21 protein-coding genes and 1 pseudogene are annotated in these 23,294 nt (G+C 72.1%); 16 read left to right on the forward strand and 6 right to left on the reverse strand.

Going from position 1 to position 23,294, the window contains the following annotated elements; genetic code table 11:
* The first annotated feature begins 330 nt into the window (after positions 1-330).
* From OG738_RS15585 to OG738_RS15610, 6 genes are all read left to right on the forward strand, one after another.
* Complete coding sequence (locus OG738_RS15585) at positions 331-3,489, forward strand: sensor histidine kinase (protein WP_329054655.1); 3,159 nt, start codon at positions 331-333, stop codon at positions 3,487-3,489.
* Between the two features lie 20 nt (positions 3,490-3,509).
* The gene (locus OG738_RS15590) at positions 3,510-3,971 is read left to right on the forward strand and encodes a roadblock/LC7 domain-containing protein (protein WP_003085376.1); all 462 of its coding nucleotides are present in this window, start codon (positions 3,510-3,512) and stop codon (positions 3,969-3,971) included.
* Positions 3,972-3,996: 25 nt separating this feature from the next.
* Positions 3,997-4,785, forward strand: a complete 789-nt coding sequence (locus OG738_RS15595; protein WP_329054657.1) for a DUF742 domain-containing protein — start codon at positions 3,997-3,999, stop codon at positions 4,783-4,785.
* Positions 4,766-5,374, forward strand: coding sequence for a GTP-binding protein (locus OG738_RS15600; RefSeq protein ID WP_247017872.1), 609 nt, complete (start codon positions 4,766-4,768; stop codon positions 5,372-5,374). Before OG738_RS15595 ends, OG738_RS15600 begins: the two co-directional genes overlap by 20 nt.
* Before the next feature lie 379 nt (positions 5,375-5,753).
* Positions 5,754-6,170: a roadblock/LC7 domain-containing protein gene (locus tag OG738_RS15605; protein ID WP_329054659.1), complete on the forward strand. Its 417-nt coding sequence runs from the start codon at positions 5,754-5,756 to the stop codon at positions 6,168-6,170.
* A gap of 297 nt (positions 6,171-6,467) precedes the next feature.
* Positions 6,468-7,067: a DUF742 domain-containing protein gene (locus OG738_RS15610; protein ID WP_442875941.1), complete on the forward strand. Its 600-nt coding sequence runs from the start codon at positions 6,468-6,470 to the stop codon at positions 7,065-7,067.
* A 41-nt stretch (positions 7,068-7,108) separates the two neighbouring features.
* Here the strand turns inward: OG738_RS15610 and OG738_RS15615 are convergent, their stop codons facing one another.
* Entirely contained in the window at positions 7,109-7,702 is a 594-nt protein-coding gene (locus OG738_RS15615; RefSeq protein WP_329054663.1) for a hypothetical protein, read from the reverse strand.
* Positions 7,703-7,788: 86 nt separating this feature from the next.
* On the reverse strand, positions 7,789-10,026 hold the full coding sequence (locus OG738_RS15620) for a helicase-associated domain-containing protein (RefSeq protein WP_329054665.1): 2,238 nt from the start codon (positions 10,024-10,026) through the stop codon (positions 7,789-7,791).
* A gap of 89 nt (positions 10,027-10,115) precedes the next feature.
* Between OG738_RS15620 and OG738_RS15625 the strand changes: the two genes are divergently transcribed.
* From OG738_RS15625 to OG738_RS15645, 5 genes and pseudogenes are all read left to right on the forward strand, one after another.
* Positions 10,116-10,295 carry a hypothetical protein gene (locus tag OG738_RS15625; RefSeq protein WP_329054667.1) on the forward strand — a complete coding sequence of 60 codons (180 nt, stop codon included), beginning with the start codon at positions 10,116-10,118 and terminating at the stop codon, positions 10,293-10,295.
* Between the two features lie 106 nt (positions 10,296-10,401).
* Positions 10,402-11,793 (forward strand): NAD-dependent malic enzyme, encoded by a 1,392-nt coding sequence (locus OG738_RS15630; RefSeq protein WP_329054668.1) that lies wholly within the window; start codon positions 10,402-10,404, stop codon positions 11,791-11,793.
* 76 nt (positions 11,794-11,869) lie between these two features.
* A pseudogene (locus OG738_RS15635) lies at positions 11,870-13,358 on the forward strand (alpha/beta hydrolase).
* Positions 13,355-13,825: a cyclic pyranopterin monophosphate synthase MoaC gene (moaC, locus tag OG738_RS15640; RefSeq protein WP_285476874.1), complete on the forward strand. Its 471-nt coding sequence runs from the start codon at positions 13,355-13,357 to the stop codon at positions 13,823-13,825. The pseudogene OG738_RS15635 and the gene moaC overlap by 4 nt, the downstream one beginning before the upstream one ends.
* The gene (locus tag OG738_RS15645; RefSeq protein WP_329054670.1) at positions 13,822-14,742 is read left to right on the forward strand and encodes a molybdenum cofactor biosynthesis protein MoaE; all 921 of its coding nucleotides are present in this window, start codon (positions 13,822-13,824) and stop codon (positions 14,740-14,742) included. Before moaC ends, OG738_RS15645 begins: the two co-directional genes overlap by 4 nt.
* 97 nt (positions 14,743-14,839) lie before the next feature.
* Here OG738_RS15645 and OG738_RS15650 read toward each other — a convergent pair whose 3' ends face one another.
* The 3 genes from OG738_RS15650 to moaA form a co-directional block, all read right to left on the reverse strand.
* Positions 14,840-15,463 carry a transglycosylase family protein gene (locus tag OG738_RS15650; protein ID WP_329054671.1) on the reverse strand — a complete coding sequence of 208 codons (624 nt, stop codon included), beginning with the start codon at positions 15,461-15,463 and terminating at the stop codon, positions 14,840-14,842.
* An 836-nt stretch (positions 15,464-16,299) separates the two neighbouring features.
* On the reverse strand, positions 16,300-16,560 hold the full coding sequence (locus OG738_RS15655) for a MoaD/ThiS family protein (protein ID WP_329054673.1): 261 nt from the start codon (positions 16,558-16,560) through the stop codon (positions 16,300-16,302).
* A gap of 1 nt (position 16,561) precedes the next feature.
* A complete protein-coding gene (gene moaA / locus OG738_RS15660; protein WP_329054674.1) occupies positions 16,562-17,569 on the reverse strand; it encodes a GTP 3',8-cyclase MoaA in 1,008 nt (335 codons plus the stop codon).
* A gap of 171 nt (positions 17,570-17,740) precedes the next feature.
* On the opposite strand from moaA, the gene OG738_RS15665 reads away from it, so the two are divergent.
* From OG738_RS15665 to OG738_RS15685, 5 genes are read left to right on the forward strand one after another with little or no spacing between them, the layout of a single operon-like run.
* Positions 17,741-18,229 (forward strand): MarR family winged helix-turn-helix transcriptional regulator, encoded by a 489-nt coding sequence (locus OG738_RS15665; RefSeq protein WP_329054676.1) that lies wholly within the window; start codon positions 17,741-17,743, stop codon positions 18,227-18,229.
* A gap of 33 nt (positions 18,230-18,262) precedes the next feature.
* Positions 18,263-18,667, forward strand: coding sequence for a TOBE domain-containing protein (locus OG738_RS15670; protein WP_329054677.1), 405 nt, complete (start codon positions 18,263-18,265; stop codon positions 18,665-18,667).
* Between the two features lie 38 nt (positions 18,668-18,705).
* A complete protein-coding gene (gene modA / locus OG738_RS15675) occupies positions 18,706-19,515 on the forward strand; it encodes a molybdate ABC transporter substrate-binding protein (protein ID WP_329054678.1) in 810 nt (269 codons plus the stop codon).
* Between the two features lie 58 nt (positions 19,516-19,573).
* A complete protein-coding gene (locus OG738_RS15680; protein WP_329054679.1) occupies positions 19,574-20,341 on the forward strand; it encodes an ABC transporter permease in 768 nt (255 codons plus the stop codon).
* Positions 20,338-21,405: a sulfate/molybdate ABC transporter ATP-binding protein gene (locus tag OG738_RS15685; protein WP_329054680.1), complete on the forward strand. Its 1,068-nt coding sequence runs from the start codon at positions 20,338-20,340 to the stop codon at positions 21,403-21,405. Before OG738_RS15680 ends, OG738_RS15685 begins: the two co-directional genes overlap by 4 nt.
* 7 nt (positions 21,406-21,412) lie before the next feature.
* Here OG738_RS15685 and OG738_RS15690 read toward each other — a convergent pair whose 3' ends face one another.
* Complete coding sequence (locus OG738_RS15690; protein WP_329054681.1) at positions 21,413-23,185, reverse strand: multicopper oxidase family protein; 1,773 nt, start codon at positions 23,183-23,185, stop codon at positions 21,413-21,415.
* Between the last annotated feature and the right edge of the window lie 109 nt (positions 23,186-23,294).

The raw sequence follows: 23,294 nt of genomic DNA on the forward strand, positions 1-23,294 counted from the left end.
CTGGATGGCCGATCAAGACGATCCACTTCGGTGTACCAGGGCACGCTGTGCTTTTCCTGAGAGATTCTCCCCCGCGGAGACCACTGCCTGGCCGGGCTCAGCCGCCGTGCCGGTGGGCTAGGCCGAACCAGAGACCGATGCGAGACCAGCGCAGGGACCCGACCGTGATGCTCGAGCTGAACCGATTCCGTCCGGCCGGACGTGGTTCAGGAACCCCCGTCGAAGACGATCTTTTCACCCGTACGGGTACCGTCTCGCGCTGGGCTCCTACCGACCGGCCGGTGAGCCGGAGCGCCGGGAGCGTGCAGACGAGTGGCTGAGGAGAACGCGATGCGCCCTGGCGGGCGCTGGACCGACCAGGGTTTCACGAGCACGAACGATGATGGTGGTGCGGCGGTGCCGAACGAAGACGCCGCGGGGGTAGGAGGGGCCCCTGCGCAGTCGCCCGGAGATGCTCCGGGCCGGAAGGCCGGGCTGTTCTCCGGCATGCGTGACTGGCGGCTGCGGTCGAAGCTGGCCGCGATCCTCCTGATCCCGACGCTGACCGCGCTCGTGCTGGGCACGCTGCGCGTGGTCGACGACGCCCAGCAGGCGACCGAGTTCCAGCACACCGCCGACCAGGTCGCGTTCGCGGTCAAGGTCACCACGGTGGTGCACGAGCTGCAGAACGAGCGCTCGCTGGCCGTCGCACGGATCTCGTCCGCCAACTCGTTGTTGCAGACGGGGCTGGACTCGCAGATCGCCAAGGTCGACCGCGAGGTCACCGACCTGCGCAACGCGGCGGCGACCCTGAGCTACGACGACCAGGCGACCAAGGACCGCTACACCCGCGGTCTCCAGCGCCTCGACGCCCTGCGCCCGCTGCGCGCGGCGTTCAACACCGCGAACGGCCTGCCCGACATCACGGTGATGACCGCCTACTCCGGCATCCTCGACGCCCTGATCGAGCTCGGCCGCGAGGTGACCACGTCGGTCACCGACCGGGACGTGCTGCGCCTCGGCACGAGCACGCAGGCGATCAGCGAGGCCAAGGAGTTCACCACCCGCTCCGACGCCGAGCTGCAGATCGCCGCGAACCGCGGCAACTTCCCCGGCGACCTCCTGGACCAGACGCGCGCGTCGGCGTCCAGCGCGGACGCCTCCGTCGCGTCCTTCCTCGCGAACGCCGACGACGACCAGCGCCAGCTCTACAACGACACCTACTCCGGCCCGGAGGTCGACGACCGCCGCCGGATCCAGACCGCGGCGTTCTCCTTCGCCCAGCTGGGTGCGGCGCCGAGCATCGACACGACGGCGCTCAGCAAGGACAGCACCGTGTCGGCGGACAAGCTGCACGCGGTCGAGTCGAACCTGCTGGCCCAGCTCAAGACCCGGGCCGACGACCTCGCCACGGCGGCGGTCAACTCGGCGTGGGTCGGCGGTGGCGTCGTCCTCGCCGCGCTGGCCGCCGCGATCGCGCTGATGCTCGTCGTCGCCCGGCTCATGCTGCGCCCGCTGCGGGTGCTGCGGAAGAGCGCGCTGGACGTCGCCTACACCCGGCTGCCCGAGACCGTGCAGGCGATCCTCGACGACCCGGACCCGGTCGGCGCCTCGAAGCGGGCCGTCCAGCCGGTGCCCGTCAACACCCGCGACGAGATCGGCGAGGTGGCGCGCTCGTTCGACATCGTCCACGAGCAGGCCGTCAAGATGGCCGCCGAGCAGGCCCTCCTGCGCGAGAACGTCAACGGCATCTTCGTGAACCTCTCCCGGCGGTCGCAGCGGCTGGTGGAACGCCAGCTCGGCGTCATCGACCGCCTCGAGGCCGACGAGCAGGACCCGGACCACTTGGCGAGCCTGTTCGAGCTCGACCACCTGGCCACCCGGCTGCGGCGCAACGGTGAGTCCCTGCTGGTGCTCTCCGGCGCCGGCCTGGCCAAGTCGGTGCCCAAGCCGGTGCCCGCCGCCGACGTCATCGGCGCCGCGGTGTCCGAGATCGAGCAGTACGCCCGGATCGAGGTCGGCATCGTGCCCGACGTCGCGGTCCAGGGCCTCGCGATCCACGACCTCGTGCACGTCCTCGCCGAGCTGCTGGACAACGCGACCTACTTCTCCGAGCCGGAGACGAAGGTCATCGTCCGGGCCGTGGTGACCCGCCGGAAGGCACTCGCCATCCAGGTCACCGACCACGGTGTCGGCATGAGCGACGAGCGGCTGGCCGAGGTCAACGCCCGGCTCGCCGAGCCGCCGGACCTGGACGTGTCGGTGACCCGCCGGATGGGCCTGTACGTGGTCTCGCGGCTGGCCAAGCGCCACGGCATCGAGGTGCGGCTGCGCGAGAACGAGGACATCGAGGGTGGCGTGATCGCCCGCGTCGTCGTCCCGGCCGAGCTGCTCACGCCGCTGCGCCCGGGCATGGCGCGGCAGACCCCGCTGCCGGCGAACCGGTCCGAGACGTCGATGTCGATGCCGAGCATCCCGATCCCGGCCGCGCGTTCGGACTTCGACCAGACGCAGGCACACACGCCGATCCCGCCTTCGGCACCGCCACCCCCGGCCCAGCCGGCGCACGAGCCGGTGGCCAACCAGGGCGGCCTGGTCCCGCTCGACCAGCCGATCAGCCTGGACGACCTGGTCAGCGGCGGCCGCGCGGCGGGCCCGTTCCTGTCGCCCGAGCTGCCGAAGCCCGAGACGCCCGCCTGGCCGACCGCCGAGGACCTGGCCCCGCTGACGCCGTCGCAGAACGGCGAAGGCGCCAGCTCGCGGGCCGGTGACACGCAGTTCGCGCCGCTGGTCCTGCCGAAGCGCGAGCCGAAGTACGTCCCGCCGGAAGACCCGCCACCGCCCCCGCCGCGCGCGGAGGAGGTCGGTTCGTCGGCCCTCGAGGACGATGTACCCACCCGGCGGCTGCCCATCTACCAGTCGGTGCTGTCACGCTGGTTCAGTGAGGGCGACGACTCGGCTGCCGACCCGGTGCCGCCGCAGGCCGCGGGCGAAGACCCCAACCTGCCGCCGCTCACCGGGTCCGACGAGCCCTACGCGCAGCCCGTCGCCGAGCCGGCGGCCCGCCGCCCGGAGCCGCGTCCGGAGCCCGTGGACGAGCTGCAGCCGACCGCGGCGACCCGGCACCCGCTGCTCCCGGCCGACGACGGCTGGCACAGTGCCTCCGACGACGGCTGGCAGGCGGCGCAGTCGCTGCTGGAGGCCAAGAACGAGGAGATCACCCCCGCCGGGCTGCCGAAACGCGTCCCGAACGCCTACCTGGTGCCGGGGTCGATCAGCAGTCCTTCGGCCGACGCACCGGCGCAGAACAACTTCGCGGACAACACCGCGGGCATGCCCGGAACGGGTGCGATCACCCGCTCGGCGTCCGCGGCGCGGAACCGGATGGCAAGCTTCCAACGGGGCTACACCTCGGGACGGCACGCGTTGAAGGAGCTCCCGGCTGAAGAACAGCTGGAAAGCAGCAGGGTTCCGGGGCGTGGCAACACCACAGACAGCAGTGAGGAGTGAAAGTGACACGGGCGGGTGCAATGCAGCCGGGTGGCTCCGCGCAGCCGAACGGCCAGGCGCATGCCAAGGCGAACAATGCCGGCAGCTTCGCTTGGCTGATCACGGATTTCGTGCACCGGGTGCCCGGCGCGGCCCACGCGGTCGTGGTGTCGGCCGACGGCCTGCTCCTGGCGGCTTCGCGTGGCCTGCCGAAGGACCGGGCGGACCAGCTGGCCGCGGTGGCGTCGGGGCTCACCAGCCTCGCGCGCGGCGCGGCCAAGGTGTTCGAAGGCGGGACGGTCGCGCAGACCGTCGTCGAGATGGCCAACGGCTTCCTCTTCCTCATGTCGGTTTCCGACGGTTCCTGTCTGGCGGTGCTCGGTTCGCCGGAAAGTGACATCGGCCTGGTTGTCTATGAGATGACCCTGCTGGTGGAGCGGGTCGGCCAGCAGCTGACCCCGGAGATGCGGGCGCAACTGCAGGGAGCAGCGGTCCGCCGCTGAGGACCCGGGAACCGAGGAGAGAGCCGTGGACGACGGGCGCTTGAGGGGCGATGGCCGGCTCGGTGACGACTTCTCCGGCGGGTGGTCCGACCAACCGGACGACGGCCGCGAGGACTGGCAGTCGTTCCGGGAGCGGGTCGACCGCGAGTGGCGGTCGCGCCGGGTGCAGGCCTCCGACAACGACCCCGTGCGGGAACCGCCGAACTGGCTGACCGACAGCAACGCCGGGCAGGAGCCGATCCGGCCGATCCAGGCCGGCAGCGGCGAGTACCGCGACCGCCTGCTCGGCGGGCCGGGCGCGGAGCTGTTCGGCGGGTCGAGCGGGCCGCTGTACGACGCGGCGGAGTTCGCCGCGTACAGCAACGGCCGCGACCGGGACTACTCGCAGGGGCCGGACTCCGGTGAGCTCGCGGCGGCGCTGCCGCGGCAGGCCCACCAGGAGTACGTCGACGAGCCGCCGGCGACCGAGATGGAGACCTCCGGCCTGGTCCGGCCGTACTTCCGGACCCGCGGCCGGACGAAGGCGACGCTCGACCTGGCGATCGAAGCGTTGATTTCGACCAGCGAACAAGGCCGGATGCTCGACCGGGTCCGGGTGCCCGAGCACCGGTCGATCTGCGACCTGTGCATCGACACCCGGTCGGTGGCCGAGGTGGCCGCGCTGCTGCGGCTGCCGCTGGGCGTGGTGCGGGTGTTGATTGGTGACGTGGCGGGCCTCGGGCTGGTGCTGGTGCACTCCAGCACCCCGACCGTGGGCGACCGCCCGAGTATCGAGTTCATGGAAAGGGTGCTCAGTGGGCTTCGGAGAATTTGACTCCGACGCGAACGCGCCGCAGGTGACGGGTCCGACCTCGTCGGCCAAGATCGTGGTCGCCGGCGGGTTCGGTTCGGGGAAGACGACCATGGTCGGGGCGATCTCGGAGATCGACCCGCTGACCACCGAGGCCATGATGACCGAGGCGAGCGTCGGACACGACGACACCTCGGCGACGCCCAACAAGACCACCACGACCGTGGCGATGGACTTCGGGCGCATCTCGCTGGACTCGGACCTGGTGCTGTACGTCTTCGGCACGCCGGGTCAGCACCGGTTCTGGTTCATGTGGGACGACCTCGCGGTCGGCGCCATCGGGGCGGTCGTGCTGGTGGACACGCGGCGGCTCGCCGACGCGTTCCCGTCGATCGACTTCTTCGAGAACCGGAAGCTGCCCTACGTCGTGGCGATCAACTGCTTCGACCGGCTCCTGCACCACCAGATCGAGGACGTCCGGCACGCGCTGACCATCGCGCCGTCGGTCCCGATCATGGCGTGTGACGCGCGTGAGCGCGACTCCGCCAAGCAGGTGCTGATCTCCGTCGTCCAGCACGCGATCGCGCACGATTCGGCCCTGCGCGCGGGCTGAGGGTATGACGCCCCGAACCGGATGCGGCCGTTGGAGTGAACTCCGCGTGCTTCACCCACTTCGGGGAGCGCTGCCGCCGTCCGGAGGACGAAGTGGCCGCCGCGGTTCGGTACCGTCGGGAACGGCGTCGCCGGCCCGGCCCGCCGTCGACCGGGCTGACCTGCGCGGACACCCCGCCACCGCGGGCCGCGGAGCGCGTCCCCTGCGCGTCGGCCGGACCGGGCCGGTGCGGAGCGCGGTCGTGCGCACACGTAGGGTGCGCAGCGGCCGGCCGGTGGTCGACTCGACACCACCGGCGGGGCGAATACGCTTGAGCGTGGGCCGTGCCGGCCACTCCGGGGTGCGGCGTGCGGCGCCGCAGGAGCAAGGAGGGGCAGTAGTGACGGCATCCGGCCAAGGCTCGTTCGGCTGGCTCATCACGGACTTCGTGCGCCGGGTACCCGGCGCCGCGCACGCCGTTCTGGTGTCCGCCGACGGGCTGCTCCTCGCGCCTTCGGAAGGGTTGCCGCAGGAGCGCGCCGAGCAGCTGTCGGCGGTCGCGTCCGGGCTGATCAGCCTGACGCACGGGGCCGCGCGCTGCTTCGAAGCGGGTGGCGTCAACCAAACCGTGGTGGAGATGGAGCGCGGCTACCTGTTCCTGATGTCCGTTTCCGATGGTTCGTCGCTGGCGGTGCTGGCCGCGCCGACGTGCGACATCGGCACGGTCGCGTACGAGATGACGCTGCTCGTCGAGCGGGTCGGCCAGCAGATCACCCCCGAGCTGCGCGCCCAGCTCCAGGGCGGCGTGCGTGGGTAGGACACGATGAGGATTTCGGGATTCGACGATCCGGACTCCAGCGGCTGGGACGCACTGCACCGCGGTACCGAGCGCGAGGGTTTCGATTCGCCCAGCAAGTTCGACATGTCGACGCTGTCGATGATCATGCCCAAGCGCAAGCCGGCCCGGCCGCAGCCGGATCCGCAGGGGTACACCGACGAGGACACCCGGGAGTGGGGTTCGCCGTCCGACTTCGACGAGGGCTACGGCGACGCCTACGACCCCGCCGAGCCGCAGTGGCAGGACGAGCAGACGTACGAGCCGGAGCCGCCGCCGCTGGAGCCGGCCTGGACGCCCCCGCGTGGCGCGCGCCAGCCGGCCCCGCCGCGGCCCCCCGCCCCGCCGGCGCCCCGGCCACCGGCACCGCGGCCCCCGGTGTCCAGACCCCAGGCGGCGCCCCCGCCGTCGTGGGCTCCGCCGATCGACCCGCGGACCGGCTGGACGCCCCCGCCGGACCCGGAGACCCGCTGGATCCCGCAGCCGGAGCCGTGGGAGGAGCCCGCCGCCCGCGTCCTGACGCCGTCACCCACCGCCTCGGTGGGTTCGCGCGTCCGGCCGTACACCCGCACGGGCGGCCGCACGCGATCCGACCACAACCTGGCGCTCGAGGCGCTGGTCTCGACGTCCGACGACGGACGCCGGTACCGCGGGGTGCGCTCGGTCGAGCACCGCCGGATCTGCGACCTGTGCCTGGACACGCGGTCGGTGGCCGAGATCGCCGCCCACCTGCGGCTGCCGCTGGGCGTGGTGAAGGTGCTGGTCGGCGACATGGCCGACATCGGGCTCGTGCTGATCCACCAGACCGAGCTGATCCTCGGGGACCGCTCGTCGCGCGAGTTCATGGAACGCGTCCTGGCGGGCCTGCGGGCGCTCTAGCCCCGCGGCGGGGCCGAGGCGCTCCCCGGCCCCCCGCGGAATCAGGCCGGGGGCCAGGTCAGGTTCAGCGCCAGCGTGTTGCCCGGGCCGGGGACGGCCGCGTTGACCAGCGCGGTCGCCGAGCCGCAGTTCGCGAAGCTGCCGATCGAGTACGTCGAGGTCAGGTGGCCGCCCTTGGTGAGCTGCCAGTCGGCGGACGCGAGTTCCGTGGTGACCGGCTCGGCGGTGCCGCAGGCCGGGCCGACGTCGAAGGGCGCGCCGTTCACGGTCACGTCCGAGACCTTCACCGGCCACTTCGCGGTGGCGGTGAACGCGCCGAAGTCCTGGCCCGTGACGGCGCCGGGCCCGAAGGTGACCTTGCCGCGGACGGTTCCCACGCCGGGCACGGCCCGGGTGATCGTCACCGGCGGCAGCGTGACCGTGCCGTAGAACGTGTACGGCCCGATGTCGGTGTACAGCTCGGCGAGCCCCGGCCCGAGCGTGACGTCGGCGTTCGGCTTGGCCACGTGCGTGGTGCCGTTGACGTCGTACTTCGTGTAGACGGGCGGCCCGGCGGCGTCAGCCGCTCCGGCGAACCCGAGCCCGCCGACGACGGTCGCCGCCGCCAGCGCGGTCACGCGCGTACCCCACTTCATGGTTCCCTCCCTGGTTTCCGAAGATCCGGCGAACCAGACTTACCACGTGGCCCGGCGTTGCGTCGGGGATTCACGGAACCGGGCGATCAGTCCTCGACGAGGGCGGCCGAGGTGATCCGGTGCAGGGAGTACCGCTCGTTGTTGTCGCCTTCGAGGACGCCGCCGCCGACGCGGACCGGGCGGATCACGCGCTGGCTGGCCGTGCCGCGGGAGTCGACGAACCCGATCCAGACCTCCCGCCGTTCCAGCGTCGCCCGGGACAGCAGCTCCAGCGTCGCCGAGGTGTCCGCGCCGCCGCCGACCGGCGCCCGCACCGCCGACCCACGACGCCGAGCGGTCGCCGCGTCCCCGGCCCGCAGGTTGGAGACGATCCGGGCCGCCTGGTCGGCCGTCAGCACCGCCTGCTCGCCCGGGCTGCGCCGGGCCGCCCTGGCCTTCGCCGGCAACCGGCGTCCACCCGGCCGGATGTCGACGACGCGGCCGTCCGGGCCCTCCGCCGCCGGGGCGAACCCCGCCGCGCGCAGGCCCGCGAGGACCTCGTGCAGCGGGTCGGGGCTGACCACGACCGTCGGCGCGATCAGCCGCAGGTCGAGTTCCGCCGCGACCGGGTTGGCCAGCACTTCGGCCAGCAGCGCCTCGTCGTCGCAGCGCAGGAACGACGCCGCGACGCCGCCGCGCAGCCGGCCGTGCCGCCGGGCGACGTCGTCGACCAGGTAGCTCAGCGACTGCGGCACCGGCGTCGCGGACTTGGCCTTGAACAGCGCGTGCAGCTCGCCGGCCGTGCGCCCGGTGTCCAGCGCCCGCCGGACGGACGCCTCGGTGATCCGGTAGACCGTCGCGTGGCCCGCCGACTCGACGTCCGCGGCGGCTGAGATTTCTGCCGCCAGCTCCGGCTCCAGTGGCCCCGGCGCGACGACCGTCAGGTCGGCCTGCAGCAGCACGTGGTCCACCGGCGCGGGCAGCGCGTCCAGGATCGCCTCGACCGCGCCCGGCCGGTCTTCGGCGAGCAGCGCCCTGGTCGCCGTCGTGAGGCCGCCGAGCCCGACGATGCCCAGTGCCGACGCCTCGGCCATCGTCCAGCGGACGGTCTCGTCCCGCAGCCGGCCGCCGCGCCGCGGGGCCCGCCAGGCCAGCACCGCGACCAGCTCGTCGACGCTCTTCACCCCGGCGCCCCGGGGCAGGTCGGCCAGCGCGGCCAGGACCCGCCGCCGCGCGACCGGCGCCAGCGGGCGGCGCAGCTCCTCCGACAGCGGCGCGATGGGCTTGTCCTTGGCGTCGCGCCCGCCGGCCAGCCCCGGCAGCCGCGGCAGCTCCAGCCACGCCTGGGCCAGCGTCATCCAGCGCTGCGCGGTCGGCGACGCGAGCCACGAGTCGGTCAGCGTCGTCGGCACCCACTCGGGGGTGGTCGCCTCGCTGTCCGCGACCAGCCCGGCGCCGACGGCCAGCTCGGCCAGCAGCACCGCCTGCGTCTCGTCGATCTCGAGGTCCTTGGCCAGCTTCTTCAGCTCGCGCACGCCGAGGCCGCCCGACTTGAGCACCGGCGGCGGCGCCGCGGACCACGAGCGCAGCAGGGATTCGGTGTGGCGCAGGAACTCCATCGCCTCACCGGCCGCCGCCTCGTCCAAAGTGGACGTCTGGTGCCGGTGCAGCGGCAGCTCCGGCTCGGTGAGCGTGCCCGGCGCGAAGACCCCGCCGCGCACCGCGACGCCGAGCTCGCGCGGCAGCTCGACGGTCTGGTCGTCGCGCCGCAGCAGCAGGCCGCGGGCGAGCAGCTTCTGGACCGGCGTCCCGGCCTTCTCGAGCGTGAGGTCGAGCCCGGCGTCGCGGGTGCGGCCGATCGGCGGCCCCGCGGCGAGGGCGGTCAGCACGCTGCGTTCGTCGTCGGACAGTTCCGCGAGCCGAGGCTCGAGGTCTTCACCGGCGAGCGACGGCGAAGACGCGCCGAGTCCGGCCGGGAACGGCCCGAGCGCCTCCCGCACCGCGGGCGGCACGCGCAGCGCGTCGTCCGGACCCCAAGCCAGCGCCCGCGCGCGCAGCCGGGCCAGCGGTTCGGCGACGTCGGTACCGACGAGGTCCGCGATCTCGGGAACCGGCACCGGGTCGCGGTCGGCGCCGGCCAGCAGGCACGCCTCGAGCACGGCCAGGGTGACCGTGTCGAGGTCTTCGCAGGCGCGCGCGACCGAGCCCGGCGTACCGGCGCGGGTGGCCAGCACGGTGCTGTCGGAGGGCGGCGGCGTGGACAGGTCGCGCCGCGTGCGGAGCAGCTCTTCGAGGGCGGCGTCGGACTCCGCACGCAGCCAGTCCGCCAAGGAGGTCGCGGGCATAGAAGGCCAGCGTACCGGGCGGTTGCGACAGGTCGCGCGGGCTCAGGCAGACTAGGCGGCGAGAACCGAGCACGGCTGTGGAGGACGTTGTGGCCAAGGGTGAGAAGAAGCACAAGGGCGTCGACCCGACCTGGCCGGGCGAGGACGGTGAGCACCCCGTGACCGAGCTCGCGGCCGACCGCCAGGGCGCGCTGTCGCCGTTCGGGGAGATCACCTTCCCGCTCGACTCGGTCCCGTACGTGCACCCGGAGACCGAGATCAACCGCTGACCCTGTTGTTACTGGTCAGTACCGGTATCGGGGCGCCGGTGAGGGCGGTCACGGGAGTAGGTTCGCTCCCGTCCCGACCCACCTTTCCCACGCGGGGGTAAGCGCCATGCCGGTTCCCGGTCCCGGATACTCGATCACCGTCCGGGTGGAGGCCCCGGCCTCGTCCACCGCGGCCGGTGACCTCACCACCGCCGTCGGGCGGGTCGGCGGCGTCCTGACCGCGTTCGACGTCGTCGAGTCCCACTCCGACTCGATCGTGGTCGACATCAGCGCCAACGCGCTGTCGGAGAACCACGCGAACGACATCACCCAGACGCTCGACTCGCTGCCCGGCGTCAAGGTCCGCAAGGTCTCCGACCGGACGTTCCTGATCCACCTCGGCGGCAAGATCGAGGTCACCCCGAAGGTCGCGCTCCGCAACCGTGACGACCTCTCCCGCGCCTACACCCCGGGCGTCGCCCGCGTCTGCCAGGCCATCGCGAACAACCCCGAGGACGCGCGCCGGCTGACCATCAAGCGCAACACCGTCGCCGTCGTCACCGACGGGTCCGCGGTGCTCGGCCTGGGCAACATCGGCCCGGCCGCCGCGCTGCCGGTGATGGAGGGCAAGGCGGCGCTGTTCAAGAAGTTCGCCGACGTCGACGCCTGGCCGGTCTGCCTCGACACCCAGGACACCGAGGAGATCATCAAGATCGTCAAGGCGATCGCGCCGGTGTACGCCGGGATCAACCTCGAGGACATCGCCGCACCGCGCTGCTTCGAGATCGAGAAGCGGCTGCGCGACCAGCTCGACATCCCGGTGTTCCACGACGACCAGCACGGCACCGCGATCGTGGTCGTCGCCGCGCTGCGCAACGCCCTGCGCGTGGTCAAGAAGAACATCGAGGACTGCAAGATCGTGGTCAGCGGGGTCGGCGCGGCCGGCTCGGCGATCATCCGGCTGCTGCTGCGCAAGAACCCGGGTGACATCGTCGCGGCGGACATCGACGGCATCGTCCACTCCGCGCGCGGCAACCTCGACGACAACCTGGCCTGGATCGCGTCGCACACCAACTCCGACCAGGTCAGCGGCACCCTGCACGAGGCGCTCGTCGGCGCGGACGTCTTCATCGGCGTCTCGGCGCCCAACCTGTTCGGCGCCGAGCAGGTGGCGACGATGAAGTCCGACGCGGTGGTCTTCGCGCTGGCCAACCCGGACCCGGAGATCGACCCGCTGGAGGCGCAGAAGCACGCCGCCGTCGTGGCGACCGGCCGCAGCGACTTCCCGAACCAGATCAACAACGTGCTGGCCTTCCCGGGCGTCTTCCGCGGCCTGCTGGACGCGCACGCGCACAACATCGACGACGAGATGCTGCTCGCCGCGGCCGACGCGATCGCCGACGTCGTCGACAACGGCAAGCTCAACGCGTCGTTCATCGTCCCGAGCGTGTTCGACAACGCCGTGGCGCCCGCGGTCGCCGAGGCCGTGCGGAAGGCCGTGCGCGCCGAGCAGCGCTAGTCGTCCGTCCGGCGGACGCCCGGAGCGCCGCGGTCCCCCTACGCTGAGGTTTCGGCTCGCGTGGGGGGAGTTCGCAATGCTGAAGAGCTTGCTGGCCGCGGTGGTCGTGGCGGCCGCCGTGCCGGGCGTGGCGGCGGCGGCGCCTATCGCGCCGACGTGGGGCGCCTGCCCGGCCGACGTCGCGATGCCGGGCCTGGAGTGCGCGACGCTCGACGTCCCGCTGGACTACCGGAAACCGGCCGGGCAGCAGATCCAGCTCGCCATCTCGCGCCTGAAGAGCACCAACCCGGCGCACCGCCGCGGCGTGCTGCTGACGAACCCGGGCGGCCCCGGCGGCCCTGGCCTGGACCTGCCGGCGATCCTGAAGCTCGCCGGACTGTCGCAGAGCGTCCTGGACGCCTACGACATCATCGGGTTCGACCCGCGCGGCGTCGGGCACAGTGCGCCCGTGACGTGCGATCTGACGCCCGCGCAGCAGGTGAGCAACGTGCCGACGTACGCGCTGAACCCGGTTGACGTCACCGCGCGCGCCGAGTACGTGAAGGGGCATCGCGCGGCAGTGCGGAGCGTCGCGGACGGCGTCGATGCTGCCGTACGTCACGACCGCGAACACCGCCCGCGACATGGACCGGATCCGCGCCGCATTGGGCGAGCCGAAGCTGTCGTACTTCGGCATCTCGTACGGCACCTATCTCGGCGCGGTGTACACGACGCTGTTCCCGCAGCACAGCGACCGGATCCTGCTCGACAGCAACCTCGCCCCCGGAGGTCTGGACGTCACCGCTTCCCGGTTGTTCGCCCGCGGCTTCGAGGACCGCTTCCCGGACTTCGCGGCGTTCGCCGTCGCGCACCCCGAGTACGCGCTCGGCACGACGCCGGCCCAGGTGCAGGCCAAGTACTTCGACCTCGCCGCGCGGCTGGACGCTTCGCCGAACTCGCAGGGCGTCGACGGGAAATTGTTCCGCCTGCTGACGTTCGGGGAGTTCTACAGCGACGCGACCCTGCCCTACCTGGCCGCGGCGTGGCACGCGCTCGACACCGGCCGGCCGGTCCCGCCATCCCCGACCGGCCCGATCCCGGGTATCGAGAACCTGCTGTCGAGCCAGCTGTACGTGGTGTGCGGAGACTCGGACTGGCCGGAATCGGTCCGGACGTACCAGCAGAACGTGGCGATCGACCGGGTCCGGCACCCGATGTTCGGCGCCGCGGCGGCCAACGTCTGGCCGTGCGCCTACTGGCCGTCGGACCCGGTGGAGCCGCCGGTGCGGATCGGCGACCGCGGCCCGTCGGACGTGCTGATGCTGCAGAACCTCCGCGACCCGGCGACGCCGCTGGTGGGCGCGATCCGGCTGCGGCAGGCTTTCGGCGACCGTGCGCGGATGGTGACGGCCGACCAAGGCGGCCACGGCGTCTACTTCGGACCCAACACGTGCGCGAACGACGCGGCGACGGCCTTCCTGGCTTCGGGGGTGCGCCCGCGGCAGGATGTCGCGTGCGCGGCGGAGCCGGCCCGCCCGGTGCCCACCGCCGCGGCGCGCGTGCTCGGAAGTAGCCTCGGCATGTGAGTGAACTCAGCCACGTCGACGAGACCGGCGCCGCCCGGATGGTCGACGTCTCCGGCAAGACCGCCACCGCGCGCACCGCGCTCGCGGCCGGCACCGTGCGGACGACCGCCGAGGTGCTCCGGCTGCTGGCCACCGACGGCCTCCCCAAGGGCGACGCCCTCGCCACCGCCCGCATCGCCGGGATCATGGGCGCCAAGCGGGTGCCCGAGCTGATCCCGCTGTGCCACCAGATCGCGCTGTCCGGGGTCAAGGTCGAGTTCACCCTCGGCGAGGCCGAGGTCGGCATCCGGGCGACGGCGAAGACCACCGACGTCACCGGCGTCGAGATGGAGGCGCTGACCGCGGTCGCCGTGGCCGGGCTGACGCTGCACGACATGATCAAGGCCGTCGACCCGGCGGCGACGCTGGACGACGTCCGCCTGCTCCGCAAGGACGGCGGCAAGACCGGGACCTGGGAGCGGCCGTGAAGCGCACCGCACGCGTGATCGTGGCGTCCAACCGCGCCGCGAAGGGCGTCTACGAGGACAAGACCGGCCCGGTGATCGTCGCCTGGCTGGCCGGACGCGGGTACGACGTGCCCGCTCCGGTCGTCGTCGAGGACGGCGACCCGGTGGGGGTCGCGTTGCGGGCCGCGCTGGCCGACGACGTCGCCGTGGTGCTCACCACGGGAGGCACCGGCATCTCGCCGACCGACCGCACTCCGGACGTCACCCGCGCGCTCCTGGACCACGAGCTGCCGGGCGTCGCGGACGCCATCCGCGCGGCCGGGCTCCCCAAGGTGCCCACAGCGGTCCTCTCGCGCGGTCTGGCGGGGGTGGCGGGGAGGACCCTCGTGGTGAACCTCCCGGGCTCCAGCGGCGGCGTGAAGGACGGTTTGGGGGTGCTCGAGGGCATCCTGGACCACGCGGTCGACCAGCTGGCCGGTGTCGACCACCCGCGTCCCGCCGCCGCGGCGCCTTCCGTGCGCGTCGCGCGGGCGCTGGTGACCGAGGAGGCGCTGTCGGTCGAGGAGCACGCGCGGCTCGTGGAGGACGACGCCGCCGGCGCGGTGGTGACGTTCGCCGGGGTGGTCCGCGACCACGACGGCGGCAAGGGCGTGCGCGACCTGACGTACGAGGGCCACCCGAGCGCGGGTGACGTGATCGCCGAGGTCGTGGCCGAGTTGTCGGCCCGCTGGACCGGCGTCCGGGCGGTGGCGGTGAGCCACCGCGTCGGCCACCTGGCGATCGGAGACGTGGCGCTGGCGTGCGCGGTGGCGGCGGAGCACCGCGGCCAGGCGTTCTCGGCGTGCTCGGACCTGGTGGACGAGGTCAAGGCGCGGCTGCCGGTCTGGAAGCACCAGCACTTCACCGACGGCACGGACCAGTGGGTCAACTCACCGTGACCCGCGAACGCGCGAGCCCTCCACCGCCCGGGGGATTGGCGGTGGAGGGCTCGTGTGTCACGGCGTGGAGCCGGACTTGCGCATCACTGCGCGATCGTCACTTGGTGGCGATCTTCTGGCCGACGAGGATCAGGTCCGCGTTCGGGATGTACTTCGCGTTCAGGTCCTGCAGCTTCTTGTAGCCGCCATCGACGTTGAACTGCTTGGCGATCTTCGACAGCGTGTCGCCCGCCACGACGGTGTAGTCACCGGCCGGGTTGGAGCTGGCCACACCGGTCGCCGCCGGGGCCGCCGCCGTCTTCGGGGCGGTCGTGGTCTTCTTCGGGGTCGACTGCTTGGCGGTCGTCTTGTGGGTGGCCTTCGGGGCCGACGAGCCGCCGCCCTTCCCACCACAGACCGGCCACGCGCCGATGCCCTGACCCTGCAGGACACGCTCGGCCACGGCGATCTGCTGCTCGCGGGACGCGCCCTGCGGGCTGCCGGTGCCGCCGTAGGCCTTCCAGGTGCTCTGCGTGAACTGCAGGCCGCCGTAGTAGCCGTTGCCGGTGCTGGTGCTCCAGTTGCCGCCGCTCTCGCACTGCGCGATGGCGTCCCAGTTGGTCGCCGACGCGGGGGTCGCGGCGATGGCGAGGGGAGCGCCGACCGCAATGCCCGCGATGGCGACGCGAGCGACGGTGCGGGTGGCAGCGGACATCTTGCGGTGCTTGCCTCGGTAAGACATCTGAATGCATCTCGGTTTCCCAGCGCCTACGAACCTGTGCTGAGGGTCAGGATCGGGGTCCTGGCACCGGCCGTCTCAGACCGGCAGACGAGTCCGACGCACGGCGCGTCTTCGTCGTCCCCTCGTCCCTGTCCGGAAATGCTTTCGCTCGGGGTATGGGTCCGGGGATCCGTTGGACAGGGCTAGGCGCTACGGATTCCCGGTCGTGCTGGTTGGTCGGGGCCAACCGAAAAGCGACGGTACGTAACGACGGCCGTGATCGGAAATTATTCGGGGCGTGACCTACGTCACAGTAACAGCACGCAACCTCCGTCGATACGGCTGTTTGTGCAGGTCAGCGGGCCGTTATCTGCCCGTTTCCTTGCCGAGATAAAACACGGATCGTGAGGCTTGCATCACGTGTTTTGCGCAGCGAATGGACCATTCGCGTCGCCTCGCCGGCGATTGAAGCGCGCATCTTATGACTGACCGCGGGAGTGCGCCAGACTTGACAACTCTGCCCCGTGTGCCCCTTGAGTCACAGCAGTCCCACCTCTTCGGAGGGTTTGAAGTCATCCCCGGAGCGGCTCCGGCCGGCGCCGGTCCCCAGGTGGGCTGACGCACCGCGACGGACCAGGTGAAACACGTCACCGGATGGCGTTGCGGCAGGGCGCGATCAGCTTCTCGCGAACACCCGGATCCGGTGACGCGCCACGCCGGGCGCGCTCAAGGACGTCGCCGAGCGGTCGACGGCCGTACTCGAACGGCAGCCCGCGTATAGAGAGGACGAACTCGTCCCCAGACGGACGGCCCGCCTGATCACGCGTGTCGGCCCTTCGGACACGGCCGCGGGGCGGTCAGCCGCCGGCGAAGGGCGGGAGGACGTCCAGCTCGGCGCCGTCCCGGAGGGGGCGGGTGAGGTCCCGCACCGCGATGCCGTCGAGCAGGTAGCTGGCCGCGTCCAGGACGCGCGGCAGCGCGGCCGGGTGGAGCTCGCGCAGCTCGGCCACGGCGTCGCCGACCGACGCGCCGGACGGCAGCTGCACCTTCTCCTCTTCCGCGCCCGCCGCCGCGCGCGCCGAGGCGAAGTACCGCACCACGATGGTCCAGGTGGTCATCTCAGCCGCCGATCGCGCTCATCGGCCGGATCGGCTGCGCGAACCCGGCGTCGTTGATCTCGTGTCCCGCGAGCTTGGCCCACATCGTCGCGCGCCAGGCGTCGGCAATCTCTTCATCGCGCGCGCCCGCGCGCGCGAGAGAGCGCAGGTCCGTCTCGTCGTTGCTGAAGAGGCAGGAGCGCACCGCGCCGTCGGCGGTCAGCCGCGTCCGCTCGCAGGCGGCGCAGAACGGCCGGGTCACCGACGCGATCACGCCGACGTCGCCGGGGCCGCCGTCGACCAGCCAGCGCTCGGCCGGCGCGCCGCCCCGCGCCACCGGGAACGGCGAGAGGGTGAACGAGGCGCCCAGCATCTCGAGGATCTCGGCCGCGGTGATCATCTCGCCGCGGTTCCAGCCGTGCTGGGCGTCCAGCGGCATCTGCTCGATGAACCGCAGGTGGTAGCCCTCGGCGAGGCAGAACTGCAGCAGCGGCACGGCTTCGGCCTCGTTGAGCCCGCGGATCAGCACGGCGTTGACCTTCACCGGCGTCATCCCGGCGTCCCGGGCCGCGGCCAGCCCGGCCACGACGTGCGAGAGCCGGTCGCGGCGGGTGATCTTGACGAACGTGCCGGGGTCGACGGTGTCGAGCGAGACGTTGATCCGGTTCAGCCCCGCCGCCGCGAGCCCGGCCGCACGCTTGGCGAGGCCGATGCCGTTGGTGGTCATCGACAGCCGGGGCCGCGGCTCCAGGGCCGTGATCCGCGCCACGATGTCCTCGAGGCCGGCCCGCAGCAGCGGCTCGCCGCCGGTGAGCCGGATGTCGGTGACGCCGAGCCGCTCGACGGCGATCCGCACGAGCCGGACCAGTTCGTCGTCGGTCAGCACCTGCTCGCCCGGCATCCAGTCGAGGCCCTCGGCGGGCATGCAGTAGGTGCAGCGCAGGTTGCACCGATCCGTCAGGGAAACCCGGAGATCGGTGGCCACCCGGCCGAAGGTGTCGATGAGCCGGGGGTTCTCGGGTCTGGGCACGCGAGAGGAACCTCGTGTGCCGGGGACGCGAGGAAACCCGAGATCCACTGCCGTCATTGCGCACAGCCTAACTCTGGAACGCGCGAAGTGAGCTGATCGCTAGGATACTTTGCGGAGTGAGTGGCTCAGTGGCCGAGCGACCCGGTCGGCACACCGGGAGAAGGACGCGTGATGTCGAGCACGACGGAAAACACTTACCCGGTCTCCGAAGCGGAACTCTTCCGCTTCGCGGAATTGGGCCGGGCGGGCAGCACGCTCACCGTCCTCCGGCACGCCAGGATCGCCGAGAAGATGGGCCTCTCCGGCACCGACCACAAGACGTTCGACCTGGTCATCCAGTCGGGCGGACCGTTGACCGCAGGCCGGATCGCCGACCTGACGGGGCTGTCCACCGGCGCGGTGACCGGCGTCATCGACCGGCTGGAGAAGGTCGGGCTGGTGCGCCGCGTACGCGATCCCGAAGACCGCCGCAAGGTCCTCGTCGAGGTCGTGCCGGGGGCCGCGGAGCGCTTCGCGCCGCTCTTCCAGTCGGCCTTCGATGCCCTTCGTGAGACGCTGGCACAGTTCTCACCGGCCGAGCGAAAAGCCATCGAGCGTTATCAGAACGTCATGCTCGAACAGCTTCGCGCCGAGATCTCGCACAATTCACGCCCCGCGTAGCTTTTCCTCAACTGCGGAGATAATGTCTGCGCCATGCCGCAATTTCGGTTGTCCGAGGCCGCGCGCCTGCTCGGCGTCAGCGACGACACCGTCCGGAGGTGGGTGCGCGCGGGGCAGCTGACCGCGACCGACGACGCCGCCGGCCGCAAGGTCGTCGACGGCGCCCAGCTGGCGGGGTTCGCCCGGGCACAGGCCTCCGGCCCCGAGGACCCCTCCGCCGTCGGCCGCTCCGCCCGCAACAGGTTCGTCGGGCTGGTCACCGAGGTCGTCGCCGACAAGGTGATGGCGCAGGTGGAAATGCAGTGCGGGACCCACCGGGTGGTGTCCCTGATGAGTACGGAAGCCGTCCGCGAGCTGGGCCTGCGCCCCGGGGTGCTCGCGGTCGCGGTGGTCAAGGCGACCACTGTCGTGGTGGAAACACCGGAAGGAAGTCGATGAAGAACCTCGCTTTTCGGGGGTCCGGGGCGAAGCCCCGGTTGTCACAGCTCGCTCTCGCCGTCGCGGCCGTCGCCCTGTTCGCGGGCGCGTGCAGCAGCTCGGACCAGCCCAGCACGCAGACGACCGGCGGGTCGTCGGTCACCGCGCCCGCGCCGAAGGGCACCGGTGACACCGGCGGCTCGCTGACCGTGTTCGCCGCTGCGTCCCTCACCGAGTCGTTCACCGCGCTCGGCAAGGAGTTCGAGGCCCAGCACCCGGGCGTCAGCGTGAAGTTCAGCTTCCAGGGCTCGTCCACCCTGGTCCAGCAGCTGACCAACGGCGCGAAGGCCGACGTCTTCGCTTCCGCAGACCAGGCCAACATGGACAAAGCGGTCCAGGGCGGCGTGATCGACGGGCAGCCGACGGTCTTCGCCACCAACAAGCTCGCCATCGCCGTCGCGCCCGGCAATCCCAAGGGCATCAAGTCCTTCGCGGACCTGAACAAGGCGGGCCTGACCGTGGTCACCTGCGCGCCGCAGGTGCCGTGCGGGTCGGCGACCAAGAAGGTCGAGACGGCGACCGGCGTCACGCTCAAGCCGAAGAGCGAAGAGAGCGACGTCAAGCAGGTCCTGAACAAGGTCGCCTCCGGGGACGCCGACGCGGGGCTGGTCTACGTCACCGACGCCACCTCGGCCGCGGGCAAGGTCGACAAGGTCGACTTCCCCGAGGCGAGCGGGGCGATCAACAGCTACCCGATCGCCGTGGTCAAGGGCGGGCAGAGCGCGCTGGCCAAGGAGTTCGACGACTTCGTCCTCGGCACCGAGGGCAAGACCGAGCTGACCAAGGTCGGGTTCGGCCCTGCGCAGTAAGCGTCTCTCGAGCGGCCGGCCGGGATCCGTCCCGGCCGGCCGTTCGCGCGTCCCGTGGGTGCTCGCCATCCCCGCCACGCTGGCGCTCGCGCTCGTCGTCCTGCCGGTCGTCGGGCTGCTGGTGCGCTCGGACCTGACGCGGCTGCCGTCGCTGATCGTCTCGCCGTCGTCGTGGCACGCGCTGCGGCTGTCGCTGATCACGGCCGCGTTGTCCACTCTGGCGTGCGTGCTGCTCGGCGTGCCGCTGGCCGTCGTGCTCGCCCGCGCCCGGTTCCGGGGCGTCCGGCTGCTGCGCTCGGTCGTGCTGCTGCCGCTGGTGCTGCCGCCGGTCGTCGGCGGCCTCGCGCTGCTCTACCTGCTCGGCCGCAAGGGCTTCCTCGGCATCCTGATCACCACGCTGACCGGGGAGTCGGTGCCGTTCACCACGACCGCGGTGGTGATCGCGCAGACGTTCGTCGCGATGCCGTTCCTCGTCGTCAGCCTCGAAGGCGCGCTGCGCGGGGCCGGCGACCGCTACGAGCAGGTCGCCGCGACGCTCGGCGCGCGCCCGTGGACCGTCTTCCGGCGCGTCACGCTGCCGCTGCTGCTGCCCTCGCTCGGCTCCGGCGTCGTGCTCAGCTTCGCCAGGGCGCTCGGCGAGTTCGGCGCGACGATCACCTTCGCCGGCAGCCTCGAAGACGTCACCCGCACCCTGCCGCTCGAGGTCTACACGCAGGCCGAAGTGGACATCGACAGCGCCGTCGCGCTGTCCCTGCTGCTCATCGTCGTCGCGGTCGCCGTGATCGCCGTCGCGCGGCCGCGCTCGTGGGAAGGCGGCCTGCGGTGAGCCTGACCGCCCGGCTTGAGGCCGTCCGCGGCTCGTTCTCGCTGGACGTCGACCTCGACGTGCCCACCGGGTCGGTGCTCGCGCTGCTCGGCCCGAACGGCTCGGGCAAGTCGACGGTGCTGGGCTGCCTGTCCGGGCTGATCACGCCGACGTCGGCGGAGATCACCGTGGCCGGGCGCGCCTTGGCCGCCGTGCCGCCGCACCGCCGGGGGATCGGCCTGCTCTCCCAGGACGCGCTGCTCTTCCCACACCTCTCCGCGGTCGACAACGTCGCGTTTTCGCCGCGCTCGACCGGCGCCGGCCGCCGTGCCGCGCGGGAGCGCGCCTTCTACTGGCTGGCCGAAGTGGACGCCATCGCGCTCGCCGACCGGCGGCCCGGGCAGCTGTCCGGCGGCCAGGCCCAGCGCGTCGCGATCGCCAGGGCGCTCGCCGCCGAGCCGGACCTGCTGCTGCTCGACGAGCCGTTCGCCGCGCTCGACGTCGACGCCGCGCCCGCGATCCGCGGCCTGCTGCGGCGCGTGCTCAAGACCGGGCCGACGACCGTGCTCGTCACGCACGACCCGCTGGACGCGCTCGCGCTCGCCGACCACGTCGCGGTCATGAACCGCGGCCGGATCGTCGAACGCGGCCCGACCCGCGAAGTGCTTTCCGCCCCGCGAACGGCGTTCACCGCACGGATCGCCGGGCTCAACCTCGTCGCGGGCACCGCGGTCTCCGGCGGCCTGCGGACGGCGTCCGGCGAGGTCGTGAGCGGGATCCCCGCGGCCGACGTGGTGCTGGACGAGCCCGCGGTGGCGGTGTTCCCGCCGAACGCCGTCGCCGTCTACCCGCACGACGGCGAGCACCGCGGCAGCCCGCGCAACACCGCCGACGCCGTCGTCGCGGCCCTGGAACCGCACGGCCCGGTGATCCGCGTCCGGGCCGAGGGCGACGGCTGGTCGCACGGCCTGACCGCCGACCTCACCCCGGCCGCCGTGGCCGAGCTGGCGCTGGAGCCCGGCTCGGCGGTGACGCTGTCGGTGAAGGCCGCGACCGTGGTGGTGCACCCGGCCGCGGCCTCCTGAGACCCGGTCAGCCGTCGTGGTGGTGGCCGCCGCCCGGGTGGACGTGGAACTTCGCCACCTCCGGCGGGTGCACGACGAACGGCCGCATCATGCCTTCGTCCTCGTGGTCGAGGATGTGGCAGTGGAACATGAACTCGCCGGTGCCCCCGCCGAACTGCCCGGCGACGCTCACCCACTGGCCGGGGTTCACGATGATCGTGTCCTTCCAGCCCTCTTCGTACTTCTCCAGCGGGACGTCGGTGAACCCGCTGATCGGCGCGGTCGTCCGCTCTGACGCCTGGTCGAACGTCGTGGTGAAGCCCCGCCGGAAGAGCGCCTGGAACTCCGTCAGGTGGATGTGGATCGGGTGCGCCGGGCCGCCGTTCGCGACGTGCACGAGGTTCCACACCGCCCAGCGATCGTGGTCGATGAAGATCCCGGTGGTGTCGTCGAAGAGGCGCCCGGTCATCCGGAACGTCTTGAGCCCGCCCGCCGGATCCTGCAGCTGGACGATCCCCGCGCCGCCCGGGTCGGCGTCGACCTGCTCGAGGTCCCACATCTCCGGGTGCCCCTCGGCGTTGAGCAGCAGCGCGATCCAGACGTGGTCGTGGTCCTCCGGCAGCGTCGAGCCGTGCTGCAGCCGGACGTAGGACGACGAGACCTTCTCCGGCAGCGTGAAGTTGTCGTGCTTCGCGCGGCCGTCGACGCGGAACTCCATGACGTCCGGCTCGATCCCGCCGAGCCGCGGGTCGGCGTTGCGCAGCTTGAGCTTCTGGCCCGTGAAGCGGCTGAAGTCGATCAGGACGTCGAAGCGTTCGGCCGGGGCGACGGTCAGGCCGTTCGCCGGGAGCGCCGCCGGTGCGGGCAGCAGGCCGCCGTCGGTGCCGATCAGGCGGACGGCGTCGTTCACCGGGTTGTCGTTCTCGTCGACCAGGTTCAGGGTGAAGAACCGCGAGTTGGCCGCGTTGAGCAGCCGGCAGCGGTACCACTTCGCGTCGACGTCCAAGTGCGGCCAGATCACGCCGTTGACCAGGGTGAAGGGCCCGGAGAACGGGATCATCGGGCCGTTCGGCACGTACGGGAACTTGTACAGCAGCTGGCCGGTGAGCGTGCCGGTCGCCGGGTCGGTGTCCAGGTTGCGGTCGGTGAGGATCAGCGGGATCTCGCGGTCGCCGCGCGGCAGCTCGAGCGCGTCCTCCTCGTCGTCGCGGATCAGGTACATCCCGGCCAGGCCCCGGTGGACGGTGAAGCGCGTGATCGCCATGGCGTGGTCGTGGTACCACAGCGGCATCGCCTGCTGGCGGTTCTGGTACTCGGCCAGCTGCGACGTGCCCGTCAGGCCGGCGTTGTGCGCCCAGCCGTCGTTGCCCGCGTTGGTGCGCGCGCCGTGGAGGTGCACGACCGTCCACGCCGGCAGGTCGGCGACGCCGTCGACGATCGAGTAGCCGGGCCGGTCCAGTTCGCGCCCGGGACGGCTGGTCGGCGCGTCCGTCACCGGACCGTGAACGGCGACCAGCGGGAACTCGCCGTCGATTTCGTTCGACCACGAAATCCGCAGCTGCTTGCCGCTGCGCACTTCGATCGTCGGACCCGGGAAATGACCCGCGTACGTCCACAGCGTGGTTTCGGGCAATTGCGAGTGCAGTCGCTGCCGCTTGGTCACCATCGGAATGGTGATCGTTTCCCGGCTTCGGGGCCGGAGTACCGGCGGAATCGGCAGTGGGTCGAGGAACTTGGTGAGCCCCCAGTTCGGCCCGGTGGCGGGCGCGGCCGTCGCCGGACGCTCGATGATTTCGGTCATGCGATTCTCCCCCTTCAGGTTCGGGGGCAGGAAGAATTGCGCCACGGCGCGCACGCCGGTGACGTGGAAAGTTATTCCCCCGAACCCCCTCGGTGGCCGGGAACGCGAC

The organism is Amycolatopsis sp. NBC_01488, assembly GCF_036227105.1.
Taxonomy (GTDB): Bacteria; Actinomycetota; Actinomycetes; order Mycobacteriales; family Pseudonocardiaceae; genus Amycolatopsis.

Bases quoted from the DNA above. Each gene is read 5' to 3' on its own strand.
- OG738_RS15590 (WP_003085376.1), top strand. From the start codon at position 3,510: ATGCAGCCGGGTGGCTCCGCGCAGCCGAACGGCCAGGCGCATGCCAAG.
- OG738_RS15690 (WP_329054681.1), bottom strand. From the start codon at position 23,185: ATGACCGAAATCATCGAGCGTCCGGCGACGGCCGCGCCCGCCACCGGG.
- OG738_RS15665 (WP_329054676.1), top strand. From the start codon at position 17,741: ATGTCGAGCACGACGGAAAACACTTACCCGGTCTCCGAAGCGGAACTC.
- OG738_RS15655 (WP_329054673.1), bottom strand. From the start codon at position 16,560: ATGACCACCTGGACCATCGTGGTGCGGTACTTCGCCTCGGCGCGCGCG.
- OG738_RS15670 (WP_329054677.1), top strand. From the start codon at position 18,263: ATGCCGCAATTTCGGTTGTCCGAGGCCGCGCGCCTGCTCGGCGTCAGC.
- OG738_RS15620 (WP_329054665.1), bottom strand. From the start codon at position 10,026: ATGCCCGCGACCTCCTTGGCGGACTGGCTGCGTGCGGAGTCCGACGCC.
- OG738_RS15585 (WP_329054655.1), top strand. From the start codon at position 331: ATGCGCCCTGGCGGGCGCTGGACCGACCAGGGTTTCACGAGCACGAAC.
- OG738_RS15650 (WP_329054671.1), bottom strand. From the start codon at position 15,463: ATGTCTTACCGAGGCAAGCACCGCAAGATGTCCGCTGCCACCCGCACC.
- OG738_RS15630 (WP_329054668.1), top strand. From the start codon at position 10,402: ATGCCGGTTCCCGGTCCCGGATACTCGATCACCGTCCGGGTGGAGGCC.
- OG738_RS15615 (WP_329054663.1), bottom strand. From the start codon at position 7,702: ATGAAGTGGGGTACGCGCGTGACCGCGCTGGCGGCGGCGACCGTCGTC.